Annotated in this window: 25 protein-coding genes; 8 read left to right on the top strand and 17 right to left on the bottom strand. The window is 49.7% G+C overall.

Annotated elements, in window-relative coordinates; all coding sequences use genetic code 11:
- Nucleotides 1–28: 28 nt before the first annotated feature.
- The gene (locus tag TW77_RS22055) at nt 29–1,420 is read right to left on the bottom strand and encodes an MATE family efflux transporter (RefSeq protein ID WP_082079014.1); all 1,392 of its coding nucleotides are present in this window, start codon (nt 1,418–1,420) and stop codon (nt 29–31) included.
- Between the two features lie 98 nt (nt 1,421–1,518).
- Between TW77_RS22055 and TW77_RS22050 the strand changes: the two genes are divergently transcribed.
- Nucleotides 1,519–2,394 (top strand): LysR family transcriptional regulator, encoded by an 876-nt coding sequence (locus tag TW77_RS22050; protein WP_046007118.1) that lies wholly within the window; start codon nt 1,519–1,521, stop codon nt 2,392–2,394.
- Here the strand turns inward: TW77_RS22050 and TW77_RS22045 are convergent.
- Nucleotides 2,391–2,960 carry a DJ-1/PfpI family protein gene (locus tag TW77_RS22045; RefSeq protein WP_046007117.1) on the bottom strand — a complete coding sequence of 190 codons (570 nt, stop codon included), beginning with the start codon at nt 2,958–2,960 and terminating at the stop codon, nt 2,391–2,393. The two genes, TW77_RS22050 and TW77_RS22045, sit on opposite strands and share 4 nt — an antisense overlap.
- Before the next feature lie 170 nt (nt 2,961–3,130).
- Between TW77_RS22045 and TW77_RS22040 the strand changes: the two genes are divergently transcribed.
- Nucleotides 3,131–5,299: a M3 family metallopeptidase gene (locus tag TW77_RS22040; RefSeq protein ID WP_046007116.1), complete on the top strand. Its 2,169-nt coding sequence runs from the start codon at nt 3,131–3,133 to the stop codon at nt 5,297–5,299.
- Nucleotides 5,300–5,368: 69 nt separating this feature from the next.
- Here the strand turns inward: TW77_RS22040 and TW77_RS22035 are convergent, their stop codons facing one another.
- From TW77_RS22035 to TW77_RS22025, 3 genes are all read right to left on the bottom strand, one after another.
- Nucleotides 5,369–5,746 carry a response regulator gene (locus TW77_RS22035; protein WP_046007115.1) on the bottom strand — a complete coding sequence of 126 codons (378 nt, stop codon included), beginning with the start codon at nt 5,744–5,746 and terminating at the stop codon, nt 5,369–5,371.
- Nucleotides 5,747–5,841: 95 nt separating this feature from the next.
- Nucleotides 5,842–6,306: a GNAT family N-acetyltransferase gene (locus TW77_RS22030; RefSeq protein ID WP_046007114.1), complete on the bottom strand. Its 465-nt coding sequence runs from the start codon at nt 6,304–6,306 to the stop codon at nt 5,842–5,844.
- Nucleotides 6,307–7,140: 834 nt separating this feature from the next.
- A complete protein-coding gene (locus TW77_RS22025) occupies nt 7,141–7,926 on the bottom strand; it encodes an MBL fold metallo-hydrolase (RefSeq protein WP_082079013.1) in 786 nt (261 codons plus the stop codon).
- A 253-nt stretch (nt 7,927–8,179) separates the two neighbouring features.
- On the opposite strand from TW77_RS22025, the gene TW77_RS22020 reads away from it, so the two are divergent.
- The 5 genes from TW77_RS22020 to TW77_RS22000 all read left to right on the top strand — a co-directional run bounded on the left by TW77_RS22020 (nt 8,180) and on the right by TW77_RS22000 (nt 14,721).
- Entirely contained in the window at nt 8,180–9,208 is a 1,029-nt protein-coding gene (locus tag TW77_RS22020; RefSeq protein WP_052713305.1) for a DUF4097 family beta strand repeat-containing protein, read from the top strand.
- 98 nt (nt 9,209–9,306) lie between these two features.
- A complete protein-coding gene (locus TW77_RS22015) occupies nt 9,307–10,023 on the top strand; it encodes an SDR family NAD(P)-dependent oxidoreductase (protein ID WP_082079012.1) in 717 nt (238 codons plus the stop codon).
- 69 nt (nt 10,024–10,092) lie between these two features.
- Entirely contained in the window at nt 10,093–12,273 is a 2,181-nt protein-coding gene (locus tag TW77_RS24490) for an ATP-binding protein (protein ID WP_156158733.1), read from the top strand.
- Nucleotides 12,274–12,468: 195 nt separating this feature from the next.
- A complete protein-coding gene (locus TW77_RS22005; RefSeq protein ID WP_046007113.1) occupies nt 12,469–13,200 on the top strand; it encodes a glutathione peroxidase in 732 nt (243 codons plus the stop codon).
- A 72-nt stretch (nt 13,201–13,272) separates the two neighbouring features.
- Nucleotides 13,273–14,721, top strand: coding sequence for a dihydrolipoyl dehydrogenase (locus TW77_RS22000; protein ID WP_046007112.1), 1,449 nt, complete (start codon nt 13,273–13,275; stop codon nt 14,719–14,721).
- A 58-nt stretch (nt 14,722–14,779) separates the two neighbouring features.
- Here the strand turns inward: TW77_RS22000 and TW77_RS21995 are convergent, their stop codons facing one another.
- The 4 genes from TW77_RS21995 to TW77_RS21980 all read right to left on the bottom strand — a co-directional run bounded on the left by TW77_RS21995 (nt 14,780) and on the right by TW77_RS21980 (nt 16,830).
- Nucleotides 14,780–15,001 carry a hypothetical protein gene (locus TW77_RS21995; RefSeq protein WP_046007111.1) on the bottom strand — a complete coding sequence of 74 codons (222 nt, stop codon included), beginning with the start codon at nt 14,999–15,001 and terminating at the stop codon, nt 14,780–14,782.
- Nucleotides 15,002–15,004: 3 nt separating this feature from the next.
- On the bottom strand, nt 15,005–15,610 hold the full coding sequence (locus tag TW77_RS21990) for a DUF2589 domain-containing protein (protein ID WP_046007110.1): 606 nt from the start codon (nt 15,608–15,610) through the stop codon (nt 15,005–15,007).
- Between the two features lie 24 nt (nt 15,611–15,634).
- Nucleotides 15,635–16,135 (bottom strand): DUF2589 domain-containing protein, encoded by a 501-nt coding sequence (locus tag TW77_RS21985; RefSeq protein ID WP_046007109.1) that lies wholly within the window; start codon nt 16,133–16,135, stop codon nt 15,635–15,637.
- A 74-nt stretch (nt 16,136–16,209) separates the two neighbouring features.
- A complete protein-coding gene (locus TW77_RS21980; RefSeq protein ID WP_046007108.1) occupies nt 16,210–16,830 on the bottom strand; it encodes a DUF2589 domain-containing protein in 621 nt (206 codons plus the stop codon).
- A 261-nt stretch (nt 16,831–17,091) separates the two neighbouring features.
- Between TW77_RS21980 and TW77_RS21975 the strand changes: the two genes are divergently transcribed.
- On the top strand, nt 17,092–17,448 hold the full coding sequence (locus TW77_RS21975; protein ID WP_046007107.1) for a RidA family protein: 357 nt from the start codon (nt 17,092–17,094) through the stop codon (nt 17,446–17,448).
- A gap of 47 nt (nt 17,449–17,495) precedes the next feature.
- Here TW77_RS21975 and TW77_RS21970 read toward each other — a convergent pair whose 3' ends face one another.
- From TW77_RS21970 to TW77_RS21935, 8 genes are all read right to left on the bottom strand, one after another.
- The gene (locus tag TW77_RS21970) at nt 17,496–18,329 is read right to left on the bottom strand and encodes a DUF4437 domain-containing protein (protein WP_052713303.1); all 834 of its coding nucleotides are present in this window, start codon (nt 18,327–18,329) and stop codon (nt 17,496–17,498) included.
- A gap of 233 nt (nt 18,330–18,562) precedes the next feature.
- The gene (locus TW77_RS21965) at nt 18,563–18,859 is read right to left on the bottom strand and encodes a hypothetical protein (RefSeq protein ID WP_162197979.1); all 297 of its coding nucleotides are present in this window, start codon (nt 18,857–18,859) and stop codon (nt 18,563–18,565) included.
- Between the two features lie 6 nt (nt 18,860–18,865).
- Nucleotides 18,866–19,150 (bottom strand): hypothetical protein, encoded by a 285-nt coding sequence (locus TW77_RS21960; protein WP_046007105.1) that lies wholly within the window; start codon nt 19,148–19,150, stop codon nt 18,866–18,868.
- Between the two features lie 187 nt (nt 19,151–19,337).
- On the bottom strand, nt 19,338–19,814 hold the full coding sequence (locus tag TW77_RS21955; RefSeq protein ID WP_046007104.1) for a hypothetical protein: 477 nt from the start codon (nt 19,812–19,814) through the stop codon (nt 19,338–19,340).
- A gap of 38 nt (nt 19,815–19,852) precedes the next feature.
- On the bottom strand, nt 19,853–20,137 hold the full coding sequence (locus tag TW77_RS21950; protein ID WP_046007103.1) for a hypothetical protein: 285 nt from the start codon (nt 20,135–20,137) through the stop codon (nt 19,853–19,855).
- A gap of 104 nt (nt 20,138–20,241) precedes the next feature.
- Complete coding sequence (locus tag TW77_RS21945; RefSeq protein WP_046007102.1) at nt 20,242–20,526, bottom strand: hypothetical protein; 285 nt, start codon at nt 20,524–20,526, stop codon at nt 20,242–20,244.
- A gap of 23 nt (nt 20,527–20,549) precedes the next feature.
- The gene (locus TW77_RS21940) at nt 20,550–20,837 is read right to left on the bottom strand and encodes a hypothetical protein (RefSeq protein ID WP_046007101.1); all 288 of its coding nucleotides are present in this window, start codon (nt 20,835–20,837) and stop codon (nt 20,550–20,552) included.
- A gap of 41 nt (nt 20,838–20,878) precedes the next feature.
- Nucleotides 20,879–21,217 carry a hypothetical protein gene (locus tag TW77_RS21935; protein WP_046007100.1) on the bottom strand — a complete coding sequence of 113 codons (339 nt, stop codon included), beginning with the start codon at nt 21,215–21,217 and terminating at the stop codon, nt 20,879–20,881.
- Nucleotides 21,218–21,322 lie beyond the last annotated feature (105 nt).

Raw genomic sequence — 21,322 nt, 5'->3', positions numbered from 1 at the left:
TGTAAAGGGGGTTGCCACCCCCCTTTTTTTAGTTGTTGCTCACTGAGCTACGCTTTAACCGCGACAAATCCCGCCACAGCATAGGTGCGACAATCAAAGTCAGTACCAGGTTAGACACAGGCACCGACAGCCAGACCCCGTCTATGCCAAACTGCTGCGGCAGCAGGAATAAAAACGGTACCTGAATGGCCATATTGCCCAGCGAGATCAGTAAAGATTTTGCCCCCTGATCGAGCGCCACATAGTACATGGCGGCAAGAAAAATAAAGCCATCCAGAAACACCATGGACAAGTGCAGACGGGCACCGCGCTGCGCCTCATCGAGTAGTGCCTGCTCCTGAGTAAACAAGGCTACCACAGCCTCAGGAAAGACATTCAGAAAAAGTACTATCGCCAGCCCAACCGACAAGCTCACCTGACAGGCCAGTTTCAACGTCGCTGCAATCTTCTCTATTTGCCCTGCCCCATAGTAATAACTTACCGGCGGCTGCATCCCACTGGCCACCCCTTCGGCAAAGAAGTAATAAATCACGCCGATGTAGCCAATCAGTGCAAACGCTGCAACATGTAAGGGCTCACCGTAAGTCAGCAACTGCTTGTTGTGAAGCGCCGTAATAAAGGCAAAATACAGGAACATCACTAGCCCTGACGCGCCCTGAACTAAGGTTCGACCGGCAAGCTGTACAGAGAAGGTTAACCCGCTTAATGAAAGCCTGACGCACGCTTTGTCCGAACAAAAGTAGCTGAGGGCGAGTATACCCACCAGAGATTGTGATACCACACTGGCCCAGGCCGCTCCTGCAAGCTGCCACTGCAACAGCACAATAAAAACATAGTCGAGGACAATATTGGTCAATGCCCCCAAAATCAGCAGGCGTGTGGCCACACCCGGACTGCCGTCGTTGCGGATCAGCATGGGCAGCGCCCCCGCCGCCATAGTGGCCAAAGCCCCCCAGCCGAATACCGACAGGTAGCTGTGACCAAACCTCAGTACCTCGCCACTGGCCCCTTGCAGATCAAGCAACAGGCTGCCACTGGCATAAAGCGCCAGACTGGTTGTGAATGACAGTATCAGCAGCAACCAGATACTGGTTGCCAGCACCGCCTTGGCCTGTAAAGGGTCTTTCGCTCCGCGAAACAGCGACAGTAAACTGCCGGCTCCAATCCCCACCAGCGTACCCAGACCAGCTATCAGGCCCACCACGGGCCAGGCGATATTCACGGCGGCCAGGCCATCGGCTCCGATAAAATGACCAACAAATACCCCATCTACAACCTGATATAAGCCATTCACCATCATGGCTGCGATAGCTGGTATGGTATAGCGCCAGAACGTTCGGGCTACCGACTCGCTACGCTGCTCCGTCGGACCTTTTTGATCCTGGCCGAGCTGTGTTAGCTCCACATTGTGCGTTTGCATAAAATTCCCCGCTCACTGCTAATACCCGCTATTATGCTTAACTACCGGATGAATAAAAGTTAGTTACTATCCGCTTTTCGGATACTTTGGAGACCTTCATGCACTGGACACTCGATCAACTGGAAGCCTTTGTATGTGCGGCCAGAACCGGTTCTTTTTCTGCTGCCGCCCGCAAACTGGGTAAAGCGCAGTCCCGGATAAGCACGGCCATTGCCAACCTGGAAACCGACCTGGGGTTTGAGCTGTTTGATCGCTCAGCCCGCTTACCCGTGTTAAATGCGGCAGGACATGACCTGTTCGCAGAAGCCGAAGCCGTGCTGATGCAGTGCCAGAGATTACAGTCCAGAGCGCTGTCAATGAGCTGCGGCGAGGAGGTATCACTGACCGTAGCCATGGATGAAGCCGTGCCAATCAATGCATTTGAGACCCTGTTCGAGCAACTATCGCAGCAGTTTCCGTTATTAAAACTGTCTATATTAAACGGCTCACAGGACGACATTGCCGGTTGGGTTGATAAACAAAAAGCCGACCTCGGGATCTTGTTTCATCAAAAACCGCTCTCTCAGAGCCTGGATTATACCCCTCTGGGCAGCTTTGAGCAGCGCCTGATAGTGGCCCCCGAGCATCCGCTGGCGTCCTGCCCACACCCAACGGTTGAGCAGCTCAATCAGCATCGCCAGTTGGTGATCCGAGACCGCATTGGCAACAACCAGTCTCAGGCCATCTCTTCCTTTCACTGGCACATCGACAGTTATTACTATATCGCCGGACTGGTTTTACGTGGTGTTGGCTGGGCGCTGGTGCCAGAGCATGTGGTTAAGTCTCACTGGTTTAACGAGGCCGTTATCACCCTTTCTACTCGGCACATTCCCGGCTCACTGACCGTTGATATGGGCCTGGTCAGGCGCAGGGATAAGGCAAAGGGCCCCGTCATTAACTGGCTTTATGACACCGCGTTATCTATGCCACTTTAGAGCCAGTTATAATCCATTTGCCGCGCGGTTTTAACAGCCAGCGTTTTGCCAAAATGTACTTTGACCAGTTCAAGGCTCATATCTATGCCTGCGGAGATCCCCGCCGAGCTGGTAAAATTCTGATCCATCACAAACCGTTTGTCCTGACACACTTTTAGATGAGGGTAACTGGTTTGCAGCTGCGCCAGGTCGTCCCAGTGCGTGGTCACCGATTTACCGTCAATCAGCCCCGCCTCGGCAAATAAGAACACCCCGGTGCAAATAGAGGCGCAGCGGCGGGTATGCGTGGCTGTTTCAGCCAGCCAGGCCAGCACTGAGGTATTATTAAGCACATGCTGATGCTGACCGCCTGCGACTATCAGCAAGTCAAATCGGGGATGACCATGGATACTGTAATGCGGGTTAACAGACAAGCCACCGCGACAACTCACGGGCGCATGGCTTGGTGCAATCAGACTGATATTTACGGGCTCATCCACAAAACGAGCTGCCGTGCTGAACACTTCAAATGGGCCGCTAAAGTCTAACACTTCAACGCCATCGTAAATAAAAATACCGATTTCCATTGAATGATCCAGAATTAGAAAGTTGTTGAGCCCCCATAGTGTAGCGCAGATCTTAACCATTCATATCTATTTACACTTTGATTTTGGCGATTAATCGAGATCTGATTGCACTTTCATAAAGTTGTCTTTTAGTATGCTGTAATCAAAATGACAACAAGCGAAAACCAACTATGTTGAAAATTAAACTAACACTACTGAGCGCTGCCGTGATGGTCGGTCTGGCGGGATGCAGCAGCACACAGCAAAGCAACGAAAGCGCGGTAACCGTTGCCGAAAAACAGTATCAAAACCCCATTTTACAGCCATTTTCCGGACCATATCAGGGCGTACCTCAATTTGATAAGGTTCAGCTTAAAGATCTTGAACCAGCACTGGACATTGCGCTGGCAGATCACCTGAGCGAAATTGACCAGATCGCAAGTAACACCGCGCCTGCAACCTTTGACAACACCATAGTTGCCATGGAGCGTTCAGGTCAGGCACTGGATCGCGTTTTTACCTACTACGGTATCTGGAGCGCCAACAACTCTTCACCTGAGTTTCGTAAGATGCAGGGCGGCCTGATGGCAAAATATGCCAAGTATCGCTCTCAGATCACCCAAAACAAGGCGCTGTTTGAACGTATTAAAACCGTTTATGAAAGCCCTGAATTCAAGCAACTGAGCGCAGAAGAGCAGCGTATCACCTGGTTGCAGTACAACAGCTTTGCCCGTAACGGTGCCACGCTGGAAGGAGAGGCGGCAAAACGCTATGCCGAAATTAACCTGGCTTTATCAAAGCTGCACGCAGACTTTGCCAACAATGTCCTGGCCGATGAAGAGGGCTACGTCGTTTATCTGAGCAAAGACCAGCTTTCTGGTTTACCAGCGTCTTATATCACGTCTGCTGCCGCAGCAGCCGAAGAGCGTGGCAAGCCAGGTATGTATGCGGTCACCAACACTCGCTCTTCTATGGATCCGTTTTTGATGTACTCCACGGAGCGTGAATTACGTAAGCAGGTATGGCAAAACTACTACAGCCGTGGTAACAATGCCGGTGAGCACAATAACAAGGCCATCATTAATGAGATCCTGACCTTACGTCACGAACGTGTGCAACTGCTGGGTTACGAGAACTATGCACAATGGCGTCTTGAAGACCGCATGGCAAAAGATCCGAAAAACGCCATGGAGCTGATGGATAAGGTATGGCCAGCAGCGATTGCCCGTGTCAAAGAAGAAGTTGCCGATATGCAGGCGCTGGCAGACAAAGAAGGCGCAAACATCAAGATTGAGCCATGGGACTACCGTTTCTACTCTGAGAAAGTGCGCAAGGCCAAGTACGACCTTGACTCCAATGAAGTCAAACAATACCTGCAACTGGACAAGCTACGTGAAGCCATGTTCTACGTCGCAGGCCGCTTGTTTAACTTTGAGTTCACTGAGGTGCCAGAAGGTTCAGTACCGGTCTTCCATGAAGACGTACGCGTCTGGGAAGTGACTGATAAAACCAGCGGCGAACACATTGGCCTTTGGTACTTAGACCCGTTTGCACGTCAGGGTAAACGCTCCGGCGCCTGGGCTACTTCATACCGTAGCCACACCACGTTTGATGGTAAAACCAACGTGCTGAGCTCGAACAACTCAAACTTCGTTAAAGCACCAGCGGGTCAGGCGAGCCTGATCTCCTGGAATGACGCGGAAACTTACTTCCACGAGTTTGGTCACGCACTGCACTCTTTGTCTTCTAAAGTAAAATACCCAGGCTCAAACTCGGGTGTGCGCGACTACACTGAGTTCCAGTCACAGCTGCTAGAGCGCTGGCTGGTCACTGATGAAGTGATCGAACGCTTCCTGGTACACCATGAAACCGGCAAACCTATGCCAAAAGCACTGGTCAACAAAATCAAGCAAGCGGCTAACTTCAACCAGGGCTTTGCCACCACAGAATACCTGGCATCGGCCATTATGGATATGAAGTTCCACACCACAGATCCTGCTAAGATTGGCGATCCGGTTGAATTCGAAAGATCTCAGCTGGCGGCTATCGGCATGCCATCTGAAATTGTGATGCGTCACCGCACCACGCACTTTGGCCATGTTTTCTCGGGTGAAGGCTACTCGGCAGGCTATTACGGTTACCTGTGGGCAGAAGTACTTACATCTGATGCGGCCCAGGCCTTTGCCAGTGCGCCAGGTGGGTTCTATGATGAAGAAGTGGCGGATCGCCTGGTGAACTACCTGTTCTCAGTGCGCAACGCAATGGATCCGGCTGAGGCGTATCGTAAGTTCCGTGGTCGCGACGCAGCGGTCGAAGCCCTGATGTTAGATCGTGGCTTCCCGGTCAACTCTGAGAAATAATGCGTAGAAGTAATTTATAACGTCTTAAAAGCCCCATAATTTTGGGGCTTTTTCCTGCCATATATTCAATTATTCAATGACGTCTAACAGCTTCATTTTTCTTAGTTGCTTTTCCAGCGTTGCCAGGCTAAATGGCTTGATAACAAAGCCGTCGACTTTTTGTAGCAACACCTGTTGTACCCGGTCCCGACCATTTTCACAGGTGACCATCAGAATTTTGATATCTTTCAGGGAAGGTTTGGCGCGGATTTCATGTAACAGAGCAAGCCCGTCTACGTGCGGCATGTTGAGATCGGAAACAACCAGTTCATAGGTTTTTTTGTCGAGTAATTCCAGTGCCCGCTTTCCATCAGTGGCTTCGTCTATGTCTGTAAAGCCCAGCCTGCGCAACATGCTTATCATCACATGACGCATGGAGGTCATATCATCGACAACCAAAATTTTCACCCGTTACTCCCTAACTGACCCACTGATTAGCTAAAAATTAGTCTAAAACCGCGAAAAAGTCGATTGTAAGGAGTACGAGTTTGAGAAGATAGATACTATTCTTTGTTTAATGACAAAGACATAAAGACACTAAGCGGGTTATCACGGTACAGACCAAAGCGCTCACAGCGTTCAAAGCCCAGGCTTTCGTAAAGGTTGATAGCTTTTTCCTGCTTTACGCCGGTTTCCAGGCGGATCAGAGGAATTTGTGCATCGCCCGCGTAATGCAGCAAAATTTGCATTATGCGTTTGGATAAGCCCTTACCACGGTACTGAGGTTTGACATACAAACGCTTTAATTCACCGTACAAGGTTTTATCGAATTGTTTAACGATAGCGCCACACGCCACTATGCCCTCTTCGTTCCGCAGCCCCACGGCCCGTACATTGGGTTGATTGAGCTCTTCGAGTGCCAGAGACTGATCACTGGCAATGGGATAGAGGGTATTCATCAGCCGGTCAATTTCTGCAAATAGTTCTCTAACACTTGGATCATCGGGTTTTAAATCAACTAGTTGCATAATTTTCCTTTGAACAGAGCAGTTACTTTTTTAAACGGCTGTTGAGCCCTTTTGCACGACATGTGATAAAGCTCAGCATATTGGCTGGCGCAATCACATAAAAGGGTATTTTAACGTACTTTGCAGGAAATATAACTAAATATATTCAGGTAACAGAGAAAGGAAACATGTTGCAGCATGTAATTAACGTAACGGGCCAGGCTCCTGTAACGGCTCAAACTTAGGCCAAATAGGCCGTCCATGGGGTTTTACCTTTCAGGCCAGCCAAAGTGTGATAGCAAATAACAGGATAGTGGCAATCGTGATGAAAAACAGTGAACACTGATTATGACCGGTACGGCCTGCCTGTGAAAACAACATGATTAACTCCTCCCGTACTCCCCCTGATGACCAAAACCACAAAAGTATTAATTACAGAGAAAGCGATACAACCAAAAGTAGTAATATTGATAGCAAAAAATTACCCAAAACACCAGTAAATAGTGCAAATATTATCCTAAAAATCAGGCTAATCGCAGCATTTAACAAGTGCATTCATATAATACAAACACTTACGTTTAATCTTTAGACAGTGCAAAAAAGTCAAAATTCGCTTGGCTTAAGCTACCGAGGACCCATATAAGGAAAAAAGGAGTAGCCATGATCACATTAAAAGCAGCGAATAAAGACAATTACAGAAATTGCTATCTGCTACGTACCCGATAACCCGGTTGCAAAAGATTTTTATGCCAGCTTTGGCTTTGTCGAAACCGGCTTTGATGAGGACGAGCAAGAAATGCTGGCGGAGATCAAATTAAGCCCGTCTTGCCAGCCTGCATCTGAGTGTAAAGGGGCTTAACACAGGGAGATAAGCTGCTGGGGTTCGGCATAACGAATACCCGCCTGTTCAAACGCGTGGATATCGTCAGCGCCGTGATAATGATATACACAGAGCCTGGCTAAGACTGCTGGCGGGTACTCCTTTAAAAGCTCATCCAGCCCGGCGTGACTGGGGTTTGCAGATGCCACGCAGTCATGAAAAATAATCTCTCCCTGCGTCACCTGATGAGTCAACAACTCGGGAATGGGCCGGGTATCGCCGCTATAGAAAAATCGTCCGGGAAGGTGCAAAGAGAAGGCACTGCCGGGAGCCTGATGACGAACAGGATAGCAGCTTAGTCTGAGCTGCTGATGGAAAAACTGCTCCCCCACGGGATGCAATTCAAAGGTATGCCAGACATCTTCACGACGCTCGGCCAGGCCAGTATACGCCAGCATGGCAAACAGTGACTGGATCAATTGTACGGGCACATATAACCGCACTGTCTGACCACTTAAGGCGGCCTTAAAATACAACTGCTCCAGCCCACCAATATGATCGTAGTGCAGGTGAGTGATAAATACCGCCCGGGGCAGCGACTGGCTGCCAAAGGTCTGTTTATAACGCACCAGCGTATCATGGCCACAGTCGATCAGCAGCCAGGGGCGTGCATCGCAGCAAATAACACAGGCGGAATTCCCCAGCTCGGTTGCACTGGCCGCACCTACGCCCAAAAATAACGCACTGTCTGGCACGCTTATCTGAGGCTGTGTGCGCTTTGATTGCGTCTGTGCTGGCCGGGTTACTATCGAATCTAACATCAGTCTGCTCGTCAATACTCACCACTCGGTACAAAGACAATGCTAGATGCAATAATTGACATTCCCGTGACATATTCGCCCTGGTCCTGTAAATAGTTACACCACTATTTGGTTAATTTCACCACATTCAGTCACTATATGTTCAGCGCTTAATTCTGCATTATTTTAACTTGCTGATATTATTAAACTAATTTTTTGGCACCCGTTTTGCTATAGTCCCTGTATATAAAAAAGAACAAATTGGAATTGCACCATGATCAAAAAACTCTCTCCTTTATTCGCAGCATTGGCACTCAGTGGCTGTGTGATCCACATTGATGGCCACAGCAAAACAGTTGCAGACGTGGAACTTCAAAAAACCCTGACCCTCAACGCCACCGAACTGCGCAGCCTGGTTGCAGACACCAGCGCCGGTTCGCTGGATATTGTGGGCGTCGACAACCTTACCCAGATTGAAGTCGATGCCAGGATACGGACTGACAAAGAGCACAGTTATCAGCTTAGCCTTGAACAGGACGGTAACAATGCAAAGCTGATTGCAAAACATAACGCCCGCGTTGGTATTGTCTGGTACAGCGGTAACAGCCCCAAAATTGACCTGTCCCTGCGTGTGCCTAGCCATCTGATGCTGGATATTGATGATGGTTCGGGTGACATTGCCATCACCGGCATGACCGGAGATATCGAGCTGGAGGATGGCTCAGGTGATATCAGCATTAACGGGGCAGCCAACGTTAAAATTGACGATGGTTCAGGACAGATGCTGATCCGTGGTGTCAGCGGCATGCTGGATATCGAAGACGGCTCGGGCGACATTAACATTGAAGGCGGCAGTCAGCTTAAACTCGACGATGACTCGGGGCAGATCTATATCTCTGACATCAGCGGCGATATGGACATTGAAGACGGCTCAGGCGACCTGCAAATCATTGGCGGACGTTCGCTCATTTTAGACGATGAATCGGGCAACATTAGCCTGATGGACCTCAGTGGCGACCTGCGCATTGTGGATGGCTCGGGTAATGTCGAGATCCGTGGCGGTAACACCCTGGATTTACGCGATGACTCCGGCTTTGTGCGCGTTCAGAACTTACAGGGCAACGCCAAAGTAGACGACGGCAGTGGCAACCTGGTACTGCAAAATATTAAAGGCCATGTCACCATTGATGATGACTCTGGCGACATCGAGGTGATAGAAGCGGGCGGTCTGACCATCACAGGCGACACCTCAGGCGGACAACGCATCGAAAAGGTCCGCGGCGAAGTGAATATCCGGGATTGATAGTCACTTTTTGCAAGTAAAGTGTCACCTTCTGCCAGTGAAAAACCAGACGTCACCTTCTACAATGACGTCATAACTTCTGGTAACAAGGTGACATCATGACTTATACAAACACAGCCCTGATCACAGGCGCATCTTCGGGAATTGGCTTAGAGCTGGCGCGCTTACATGCGCAGCAGGGCGGCGATGTGGTACTGGTTGCCCGCTCCGAAAACAAGCTGATTGCCCTCAAAGAAGAGCTGGAGCAAAGCTATGGTGTCAATGTGCCCACAGCCCTGTACGTCACACAACTTCCCGACAACCAGAGCGATTTTGACGCCTATTTTGGCACCCGCCTGACCCTCAGCAACCAGGTCGCAATACGGTTTAGCAGCGAGGATGCCAACAGGCCCTTTCTGACCGAAAACGCTGCTATGTGGTCGTTTTTTGAAAATGACCTGGCCCGGCGTTTGGCTGAGCTGGATGCCGACGCCAGTATGAGCCAAAAAGTCAAAGCCCTGCTGATGGAGCTACTGCCATCGGGGCAGGTGAGTGCCGAGCAGGTTGCCGCAAAGCTGGCTATCAGTAAACGAACATTACAGCGCAAACTGGATAGCGAGTCTGCCAATTTTCAGTCTCTGTTGAGCGCACTTCGCTCAGAGCTGGCCCGCCAATACCTGCACCGCTCCAGCATGTCTTTGCAGGAGATCGCTTTTTTGCTGGGGTTCAGCGACGCTAACACCTTTATCCGGGCGTTTAGCAAATGGCATGGTGTTTCTCCTGGCCAGTTCCGCAACCAGCATGACAGCGGTGCTAGGCGGGATTATTCAATTTAATAGAAAAGTTGGATAGGCGTTTACACCCGCAGCACATAAAATTCAGTGTCATACTTTCGGACGCTGATTTTGAAAAATTTACTCGCCTTAACCTTTGCCGCTCATCTTGGTGCGTTGTGGCCCATAGCCTCATACAGCGCAGACTTTGCCGCGTATAAGCAGCAATTTCCACTCAAGGACAAGAAGAGCTTTACAGCAGCGCTCGAAGAAGGTGAGGCATTACTTGCAGAGCCATCACTTACCCCACAACAGCGGACCTTTGTGCTGCATCGCACGGCATTACACCTGGTGCGGCTGGACGACTACGAGCGCGCAAAGCTCAGGCTTGATGCACTGGCAAATCATCTGAGCGCACACCCCGATGACTCTATGCAGGGAAAATACCACTGGGTAAGCGGCGACCTGGTACTGCGCTTGGGAGATGGTCAGGGGGCTCAGGCGCACTTTCTCAGCGCCAGCGAATTTTTTTCTCGTACGCAAGACTGGCGCATGCTCAGCCATGCTCACCGCATGGTTGCCAATGCCCTTGCCAAAGACAGCCCGAACCTCAAAGCACTTGAACATGTTGCCCTGGCAAAACATTATGCTGAACAGGACAACAATATTCCGTTGCACAACGCCGCATTTGATACGCAAGCCCGAATCTATAAGCTCTTTGGCCAGTTAGACAGAGCACTGGAAAGCCGCCAGGCTCAGCTGACCTGGCTTGGGCAACAAAGTCAGCCAGATCAGGCCATGATGTCCTCAACTTACTACGGTCTGGCCGATATTTTTGTGGATTTCGGCGACCATCAGGCCGCACTCGAAGCCTTCACCCAATCGTACCGCTACGACGAACAGGCAAATGACCGCCTGTACATGGGGCAAAATCAGATCCGAATTGCAGAACAACATCTGCACCTGGCCAATTTAGAGGCTGCAACTAAGGCTTATGAACAGGCCAAAGCCATCAGCGAGTCCATAAACCACAAGCGTAATCTGGGCTGGGCCATAGCCGGGTTGGGGCGTGTTCAACTGGCCAAAGCCAACTACCCGCAAGCGGCTAATTTAATTGGCCAGGGTCTGACGTTAATCAATCCTCAGCATAATCAGGCACTGCATCGCCAACACCTGGTCTGGTATGCCAGCGCCTTAAGCCATCAGGATCCGGGTCAGGCGATAGCGCAACTGGCGCCTTATTTCGACCCCAAACCAAATGACACTATGGTGGAGGCCGCAAAAGTGCTGGCCTTTGCCTATCAGCAGCAACAAGACTTTACATCGGCACTGCGCTTTCAGACGCACGCAACTGAGCTGCTCCAGCAGCAAACTGAGCAATCGCGACTGACCCGGCTGGAAGCCAAAAAGCGCGACGCTGAATTGCACTTAGAAACGCTTAAAGTGAATCAGCTACAAAGCGGACTGGATGAACAAAAGCGCCAGAACAGGCTGCAAAGCGTGATCCTGGCGGCGGCCATCATAGTGCTGCTGAACTTTTTCCTGATGTTTTATCTGTATCATCTGAAAAAGCGTAAAGTGATGGAAAAAGAGGCCGCCGTACTCAACCAGGCACTGACTCTCAAGCAACAGTTGCTGGCGGATGTCTCACATGAGCTGCGAACGCCACTGACGGTGCTCAAACTGAATATTGAGGCACTGCAACATAACCTGATCACAGACCCCGATGCCACCTACACACTGATGCAAAGTCGTTTGTCTATGTTAAACACTTTGATAGCCGATATTTATGAGCTGGCACAGGCAGACACACACAGCCTGCAACTGGACCTGCAAGTACGACCCGCCAAAGTCCTGTTTGATGAATTACTGAGTGCCATAAAACCTTTAATCGCACAACACGAGTTGACGCTGAGCACACACAATACTCTGTCCGACACACTCGCAGTTGCCTGTGATATAGACCGCATGCACCAGATCTTCAACAACCTGGCACGCAACAGCTGCCACTACACCAATAAGCCCGGACAAGTCAGTGTGACTATTGCTCAGCAGGCTGAGCACCTGATCTGTCACTTTGAAGACTCCAGCCCGGGTGTCGGTGATGACGATTTACCGCGCCTCACCGAGCGCCTTTATCGCTGCGATAAATCACGCAGCCGCGATCTGGGCGGTTCAGGCCTGGGGTTGTCGATTTGTCAGAAGCTCACTGAGTTGCATCAGGGGCAGTTATCTTTGTCGCACAGCAAACTGGGTGGTCTGTGCGTGACCCTGACGCTACCACTTGTACAACCCGCACAATCAGATAACTAAGCTCAGTTACCTTTCCCTTGCTTTCACTTAGTACCGTTTTACTTTCATGTAATTACGGCTAATCTAAAAGCATCATCGTCTGAACGCTGGACGATTCATTCTATTTTTTCAATCGAACCAATTAATTTAACCCGTTATACAAATGAATCGATTCGCCTGATAATGGCTTCATCGAAATCAAAGGAGACAAACATTATGCTAAACAATATCGAAGGTCAGACAATTCCTCAGGTCACTTTCCCGGTACGTGAAAACGACGAGTGGAAAAATATCAGCACAGATGATCTGTTCAAAGGCAAAACCGTTGTGGTGTTCTCACTGCCAGGCGCCTTTACACCGACCTGTTCATCAACGCACCTGCCACGTTACAACGAACTGGCTGGCGTATTTAAACAAAATGGGGTTGATGACATCGTCTGTATCTCTGTCAACGATACGTTTGTGATGAATGCCTGGGCCAAAGATCAGGAAGCAGAAAACGTAACGCTTATCCCGGACGGAAACGGTGAGTTTTCTGAAGGCATGGGTATGTTAGTCGACAAAAAAGAGCTGGGCTTTGGCAAACGCAGCTGGCGTTACTCTATGCTGGTTAAAGACGGCGTGATTGAAAAAATGTTCATTGAGCCGGATGTACCGGGCGACCCGTTTGAAGTATCTGATGCCGATACCATGCTTGAATACATCAACCCGGAGCAGGTAAAACCGCAGCCAGTGTCAATCATCACCAAACCTGGCTGTCCTTTCTGCGCCAAGGCAAAAGCCCTGCTGGACGAACAAGGTCTGGTTTATGAAGAACTGGTGTTAGGTCAACAAGCCACCCTGACCAGCCTGAAAGCGCTGTCTGGTCGTGAAACTGTGCCGCAGGTATTCATTGGCGGTAAACACATTGGTGGTTCAGACGACCTGGCGACCTACTTCGCGCAGTAATCACACGAACTCAAAAAGTCATCTGTAAAGGGGCTTAACAGCCCCTCAACTCCCTTTGCTCAGAGGTAAAACATGAAACAACTTGAAACTGACGTAGTCGTGATTGGTGCGGGCACAGCCGGGCTCAGCGCCTATCGAAATGCCAAACAATCCACGGATAATGTGTTAATGATCGAAGCCGGTCAGTATGGCACCACTTGCGCGCGTGTCGGCTGCATGCCCAGCAAGTTGTTGATTGCCGCCGCGGAAGCCGCACATAGCGTAACCGAAGCACCGAAATTTGGGGTTAATACCACAGCGCCACAAATCGATGGCAAAGCCGTAATGGCGCGGGTGCGCAGCGAGCGAGACCGGTTTGTTGGCTTTGTACTGGAAGCCGTAGATGAGTTGCCAGAGCAAGACAGGATCAAGGGCTATGCACGCTTTTTGGATGCCAACCGGGTTCAGATTGACGACCATACTGTGATCACCGCCAAACGCTTTGTTATCGCGACCGGCTCAAGACCCAATATTCCAGGCTTCTTTCAGGCTTTTGGCGAGCGCTTAATCATTAATGATGATGTGTTTGACTGGCAGGACTTACCCGAGTCTGTGGCCGTGTTTGGCCCGGGCGTCATTGGCCTGGAACTGGGACAAGCTCTGCACCGCCTGGGTGTGAAGGTTAAGTTGTTCGGCGTCGGGGGTAGCATTGGGCCGCTGACGGATCCGCAAATTCAGGACTATGCCAATACCGTGTTTGGCGAAGAATTTTATGTCGACAGCGATGCCAAAGTCTCTGATATGCAGCAGGTTGGCGACAAAGCACAACTGACCTACATTGACCACGATGGCAAGCCACAGACCGAACAATTTGATTATGTGCTGGCAGCAACGGGCAGAGTGCCGAATGTCGATAAACTGGGCCTGGAAAACACCGGCATTGAGCTCGATGAGCGCGGTGTACCACTGGCCGACACTCATACCATGCAGTGTGGCGACAGCCATATCTTTATCGCCGGGGATGCCAGCAACCAGATCCCACTGCTGCACGAAGCGGCCGATCAGGGTACGATTGCCGGTCAAAATGCCGGGCGTTTCCCGGATGTGCGCAATGGCCTGCGCCGCGCGCCAATAGCTGCGGTATTCAGCGATCCGCAAATTGCGATGGTGGGGGAGAGCTTTAAACAATTGAACGAGCGCTATGGCAAATGTGGCTGCTTTGCCATTGGTGAAGTGAGCTTTGAAAACCAGGGCCGCAGCCGCGTGATGCTAAAAAATAAGGGTTATATGCACCTGTATGCAGAGCAGGGCAGTGGTTTGTTCCTGGGCGCTGAGTTTATCGGGCCTGCCGCTGAGCATATCGCGCATCTGCTGGCCTGGGCCGTGCAAAATAAGATGACGGTGCCCCAGATGCTGGATATGCCTTTCTATCATCCGGTCATTGAAGAGGGGCTACGTACTGCGCTGAGAAACCTCAATGCCAGGCTCAAATTTGGTCCGGATATTGTCCAGCATTGTATGGAATGCGGTCCGGGTGCTTAATTAAACGCCGTCTGCCCGGTAGCCTGAGCTTGCTACCGGGCTTCGACGTTGAGCACGCTCAGGCATCGTAGCGACCCGCTTGCTGGGTTGCGTCGTTGCGCATTTTTTCAAACTTATCAAAAGCATCAGATACCACTTCCTTGTCTGTCGCCGTCAGTGAGATGGTCACGCCACAGCTGGGATTCGCGCAGCAAAACGCCTGCCCCGCCAGCAGTAAGCTGGATTCAAAGTGAATAGGCATGCCACATTCCGGACAGTCAATTTTTGATTTTATACTCATGGGTTAATCCTCGTTTTTACTGGGTAAAGGGGTCAGGTTTTTTGCAAAAATATCGAGTATCGTAGTGATCCCGCGCGGTAAGGGTAACTGGCCTGCTTCGAGCATCACTTCGTAGTTGGCGTGCGCCGAGCCCGACTGTTGCTGACTCTGACTGCCTGATTTCGCCAAAGAGCCATGCAGCTCAGTTTCAAATTCGTGGGCTTGCTCAGGCTGGCGAGATTGCGAGCGATTGTGTTTTTGCTCCTGTGAATTCTGCTTTTTGATTTCTCTGGAACTTTTAACCTCCATGCTGAAAGAGACGGTTAATTTTTCAATGGCCAGTGAATTTATGGGGATCAGCGTCATCAGCGGAATGGCTATTTCCATTTCATAGGGGACTTTGCTCACGCTGCCGTCTTTTTCCAACACCGAGCGGGTCAGGGTAAATGTCACCATCACCGGGGTCAGGCGCCCTTCGTTGTGACGGTCTTTTTCAAAGCAGGTCGATAAAATAAACTGAGTTTGTGCATTGGCTATCATTGCATTGGCATCGGTGGCCGCTTTAAGTGGCGCACCAATCAATGCTTTCATAGGCAAACCGGCAAATTGCGACGCAATATTACTGTTCATACTTTTATCCTTACGCAGAGCGGGTTAGCCCGGAATTTGCGCTCTGAGCGCGCGCTCATAGCCTTCAACGAGCTTTTTCAGCCCTTCGGGGGGTTCGTTGCCAGTAAGCGTGATTTCCAACGTGGCATTGGCGGTGTTTTCACTTGTTTCTTGCTGGCCCATCAGCTTATTGCGCAGCCCGGCAGGCTTGGCCGTGCTGCGGGCAAAGGCCACCATCAGCTGATCTTGCTCATTGTTACTGATCTCCAGCTCAGCGATAAACTTCACCTCTGAGATCCGCGGAGAAGAAATGGGCACCAGCGCCAGTAATGGCACTTCTGCGCTCACTGTGTCTATGCCGTGTTCAGTGCGGCTGGGAAACTCCATCGCACAGGTTTTTGGCGAGTAACTGGGTGCCTTGCCTTTACCATTGTCTTGCTCATCGAAAAAGCGTTTAACAAAGTCCAGCGTTTCGCCTTCGACCGATTTAGCGGCGTCTTTGACTCCTTTGTGAATGGCCTTCATAAGTGATTGAAATTCGATCATGATGCTCTCTTTTTGTTGTTCCGGTTAATAAAGGGAAGCGCAAGGCTTCCCCGGTTGGGTGCTATTACAGGCGATTACTCTTTTTCGATGATCGGGTCGATGTTCTTCGTAAAGGCATTGATGATCGTCGTTACACCAGTTGGCAGCGGCAGCTGACCTGCGTGGACATCCACCTCATACTTGGCTTTGTTCGAAGCTTCATAGTGTTCGCGTTGCTTGGAGCTGGTTTTGCTGCTGTGCGACACAGAGCCATGTACTTCGACCGAGAACAAACCCGCGTTATATTTTGCGGTGATGTCGGCTTTTGCCGCAGTTTCCTGCTCAGACTGCTTTTCATTGTCCTTTGACATTGAGCTCGAAACTTCCATTTCGAAGTGTACTTTCACGTCATCCACTGCCAGAGAGTTCAGCGGGATCAGGGTCAGCAGAGGTAACTTCAGCGTGATATTCGCTTCAGACGTGGTGGTGCCTTTGATCACCGGACGGCTCAGCGTGAACTCAACCATGATTGGCTTGAGCTGGCTTGAACTGCCCTGGGCACCGGCGGTTTTATCAAAACAGGTACTGAGCATAAACTGTGTTTGCGTACGTGCCATCATGCCATTTGCATCTGTTGCAGCCTTCAGTGGACCACCGATAAGCGACTTCATAGGTAAGCCACTGAATTGCTGCGCCATAGATACGAGTCCAGACATAAAATTCTCCTCAAAAATTACTCTTAAATTCGCGACATCATGTCGCATGAGATAACGTTTACCCGGTGGTGAACGTCGGAGGTCATAATAGGCGTCGGGCAGCTATAACAATCGGCGCTTTAGGGCAATAATTCGGGGACATCTGGTAAGTGTGCAGAGCAGGCTGGCTGACAGGAAAAAGAGGTTACGCACCAGAGAAGGCAGTGATACCATGATCGCCAGTGAGTTTTGTTCCACTATTTATTCCATAAAGGATCACCCGTGATACAAAGAATTGACACCAAACAACGCATGAGCCGCATCGTTAAACACAACGGCACCATCTATTTATGTGGCCAGGTCTGTAAAGACGCAGAGCAGGGCATTAAAGAGCAAACCGCCACTATGCTTGAGAAAGTGGATGAGCTGTTATTGCAAGCAGGCAGTGATCGTGAGCATATTTTGTCTGCCACGATTTATATTAAAGATATGAAATACTTTAGTGAGATGAACGAAGTATGGGATGCCTGGGTGCCTGAGGGCCACGCACCTGCGCGCGCTTGTGTTGAAGCGGCAATGGCAAGAGACGCGTTACTGGTAGAAATTTCAGTGATTGCAGCTGAAATTAACCCCGCTTAGCATGTTACGCCCGGCTCAATACCGGGCGATTTTTATGATGCGCGAGGCTAGTTGCGCACGAGCTTAAATGGCTCGTTTGTTCTTACATACAGCAAGGCTGGCTCATCTGCACTAAGCGCTATCTGCACCGGCTCCCCGGCAGCCAGATAACTACCCGGCCGTAATACTCGATTTTGCTGTGTTTTTGCTTGCAAAAAGTTCAGCGCACCGCGGATCACCACGGCTTTAAACTCGCTGCCGGTGCTGGACAATTGCACTTTGGCATTGGCGGGCAGCTTAACCAATGTACCAGTCAGCGGGCCTTGCTGCCATAAATTTGCCAGTTCAACACCTGCGCCCCTGAGCTGCGTTGAAGTGCGCGGGTTTTGCCACGTCAGGTTAGCATAGTGAAGATTAACTGGCCGCTCGCCATTATCAAACTGCTGTGCAGAAGGCTTAACCAGATAGGGACCCTGGTCTATTTCAAGATAGATCATATTTCCCGGCGCACTGGCAGCTGTAATATGATCTTCCCCTGCCGGTTGTGTCCAGTAAGAGCCCGGCGGCATCCACATGGCTTTAGCTGCGGGATCATCATTGTGCAGCAGGCCTTCTATCACAATACCGCGATAAGACACGTTATGAATATGCGGTGGTGACGAAAACCCGGGTTCAAACCTTACCAACATACCAGTCGCACCGGCTTGAGTTCTGTCTCCCCACAAGTTTGCAGCCTTTGGACTCTTATCACCCCGAGCCGGATTCAGATGCCCCCATTCAATTTGCTCAGTGCTGACAACTGTCACCTTGCTGCTGACGTTATCAGCGCCCTGAGCCTGAAGCATGGGTGAGATTAAACAAGCCGCGACGAACAAACTACTGAGCACACTGGATCTGATCACAATAAAAACCCTTTTCTGAAACCGACAGAACGAATGCAGATCAGTGTAGATCGATACGTGCAGACAATAAATTGGCTGCAGATTGAAAGATTATCAACGTTTGATTGATAATTCCTCTAAAACTGCGCTATTCCTACGATTGAGGCAGGCTCAATTGTGGCCAGAGGCCCCCTTGTAAAGGGGGTTTACAGTAAAACCCGGATACACTGTTCACTTAAAACCGACCGTATCACTTATTGACCAGGATACTTACCCCGATAAAGGTGCAGGCATAAGAACCAGCCAAGACACAGCAGTGTGATAGCGTCTGGTTCTTGATACAGCACATACAGATAAGTCGTACACAAGCAATGCAGACAAGCTTTGTAACAACGTACGCCTAAGCTGGTGCCAATAAAAACATGATGTATGGCTTCTGCGCCAGCAAAGGCAAGCAACAAAGATACCAACGGTGGTGACGACTCGAAGGTAAAACCATACAAGGCCAGCAAAGTAACCACATTGAGCACGACAGCGATGCCACGTTGCATGGCCATTTAGTAGATACTCAAAGTGACAAAGCCAATCTGAAACCCAATCGCTACGCCCCAAATATCAGCATGCGTTTTTAACGCCATAAAGCGACCCCAAAAATACTTGTTTTCCATGATCATCATAAGTGCACTCAGCGGACACATAAACAGAAAAAGCGCATCCTTACTCGCCAATACCGGTAATGCACTCAGTAATATGGCATGTACATCTGCTAGCTGTCGCGCAATTGCGTAGCCCACTATTGCACCCACTAAACTGGGCAAAATAACCCGTCTGGGGATCTCCATGTTTTTCTTCCTTAATAATGCGAACCTGCCAGTCCTAATTAACAAGACAATTGCCTCAGTGCCCAAACCCAGGCACCTGCGGCCAAAGCACCTGTGCACAATGTCGCAATGATCACAGCACCCATCCACCTGGATTGAGTGCAATTCAGATAAACCAGCCCGACATCTGAGAGGTGATAAAACGCCTCTACTTCGCTGTTACGGTAAATATATCAGGCCGGGAGCGGGCATAGATAACACGTAACGGCGTATCGCAAATCTCTGGCTTAAAATAGTTTTGCGCTATTTGCCCTTCGGCTTCAAACGAGATCAGGCACCTTGGTTTACAAAATCCACGATCATTACAGGTCTTTGCTGGTACTGCGGTATAAGTGTCTGCCTCCTGAGCTTGATGTTCCAATAAATAATTGTTTCTCAGTGTACTTAGCTCAAAAGGAACCAATAAAGACAGCAAAAAACTCAGAACCGAAAACAGATTCAGTCTGAGTGAGCGATAGGTTAAATGCCTTAAACCCAGCCCGATATAAATGACAATGCCCGCCAGCATCAACAAAAAGCCACTTAACCAGTGGTTGTCTTGTTTGATATGGAGCGTATCAAATGACAGATAAAACCCTGTAAGCCAGAGTAGGGAGCAAATGAATTTCAGGTTATATATAAGCATAGTTAGCTCCCCAGAAAATAGGCCAGACTGAGTCTCGCTTAGAATATACTAAGCGAAACAAACCCGTGCTGTAAGCCCATAGAGACTCCCCAAACATCGGCATAGGTTTCTAAACTCAAAAAGTGACGCCAGAAGTATTTGTTCTCCAATACCACAGCACATGCCGCTAGTGGTACCAGGGCAATAAACAATATCCCGGAATCATTCAGTACAGGCACTTTATCTAACAACCAGGCATGTAAGGCATCAAATTGCCTGGCTATCAGAAAGCCTATAATCGAGCTAATCACGCTTGGTAATAAGTGTTTTATTGGTTTATTCATCACTATTTACAGATAAACAAAGCCCAATGTATTGCGATTTCTTAAGAGGACACCTGGCCCCTGCGAGTCAAAACCATAAGCTCACAAGGGCCATTTCATCACGTTTAATAAATACTCAGTGTTACAAATCCGAGGTGAAGCCCTGCAGCAAGCCCCCAAATCTCAGCGTTGTTACGAAGCGATAAAAAACGCCCCCAAAAGTACTTATTTTCGGCAATCACTAGTAACGTAGTGAGCGGTGTAAGCGCTACAAATAAAATCGCGTAACTATTCAAAGCAGGTATAATCTCCAGCAACACACCGTGCAAAGCACTGAGTTGCCTGCCAAGAAAATACCCAATGACAGAACATATCAGACAAAGGCCCAAATACCGTTCAGGTCTGTTCATTTACACTTTCCCTGCAAGTGGCTTCATTGGTAGATACTCAAAGTGACAAAGCCAATCTGAAACCCAATCGCTACGCCCCAAATATCAGCATGCGTTTTTAACGCCATAAAGCGACCCCAAAAATACTTGTTTTCCATGATCATCATAAGTGCACTCAGCGGACACATAAACAGAAAAAGCGCATTCTTACTCGCCAATATCGGTAATACACTCAGTAATATGGCATGTACATCTGCTAGCTGTCGCGCAGGTGCGTAGCCCACTATTGCACCCACTAAACTGGGCAAAATAACCCGTCTGGGGATCTCCATTGACTTTCTCCCTCTGTATATCAGCGATATATTCGCCTGGTTTAACAAGGTAATAACATGATACCCCAAACCCCCGCGCCGCTTGCCAGTAAACCACAACACAGGGTTATGACGAGGGCCACAGATACACACCTGGCTTTGGTATACTTAAAATAAACGATACCCAGACAACCCGATATGCACAGCGCAGCAAAAACAAATGCAGTGCTAAGCAACACTGCGACCCGCCAGCCACTGTCCGCCTCTTTACATTGCAAGGCCGTGATATAAGCGCTGAACTCATCCAGCAACACTTCCTTCAGGAGCAGTAACCAAAGTACAGCCAGTACAGCTAGTAACAGGCGCTGTGTGATACTCATACTGCCAGACAGCTCACTCATGGTATCAGTAAGCCAAAGAAATACAGCAGCAGGCCTAGAGCAAACAACTGGGTGAGTGTCGCCGCCCAGTATTCCCAGCCCTCGCTGCGATAGATCCAGCGGCCT

Source organism: Pseudoalteromonas rubra (genome assembly GCF_000967655.1).
Taxonomy (GTDB): domain Bacteria; phylum Pseudomonadota; class Gammaproteobacteria; order Enterobacterales; family Alteromonadaceae; genus Pseudoalteromonas; species Pseudoalteromonas rubra_A.
The sequence above is the reverse complement of the archived record's forward strand: the minus strand, read 5'-3'. Positions and strand labels throughout refer to the sequence as shown.